We start from the raw sequence: 446 nt of genomic DNA on the forward strand, positions 1-446 counted from the left end.
ATCTCGCTCCTCAATATTTGACCAATGTGTTTCCATGGCCAAAACGCGCTGCCATTTTTTCTGTTTGAAGTACATGTGCTTCTTTAGCTTCATCGGAGGCCGTCCCGTCTGAATGATCAGCAATTCGTCACTATCTCTAAGCGCCCTTACTTCTTCCGGATACATCAAAGGACGGCTGGTATAGCTTTCACTAACTCCTGCTCCATGATCTTTTTTGCTGAAAGAGATGTTTCTGATGGTTGTCGTCCCCAGTGCTTTAGAAATCGCCTGGTTGGTGTCGTCATTCTTTGTGCCCAGAAAGATTGTCGTGTCGCAACTGGAGTCAATCGATTTTGACCCCAGCTTTCCATATTTGTCTTCAAACTGAGGGATGTTTTGGAATATGCCAACCAATTGGATCCCCCGGCTTCGGATCGTATTGACCCGTACATCTAGATCCTTGATCG

At 46.0% G+C, this 446-nt stretch carries 1 protein-coding gene; it reads right to left on the reverse strand.

Features of this window, described 5'->3' with window-relative positions; genetic code table 11:
* Positions 1–444 (reverse strand): type IV secretory system conjugative DNA transfer family protein (locus tag RZO55_RS00895; RefSeq protein WP_318062421.1); only part of this gene is annotated, 444 nt, incomplete at its 3' end.
* Positions 445–446 lie beyond the last annotated feature (2 nt).

The organism is Clostridium boliviensis, from assembly GCF_033342255.1.
Taxonomy (GTDB): Bacteria; Bacillota; Clostridia; order Lachnospirales; family Lachnospiraceae; genus Lacrimispora; species Lacrimispora boliviensis.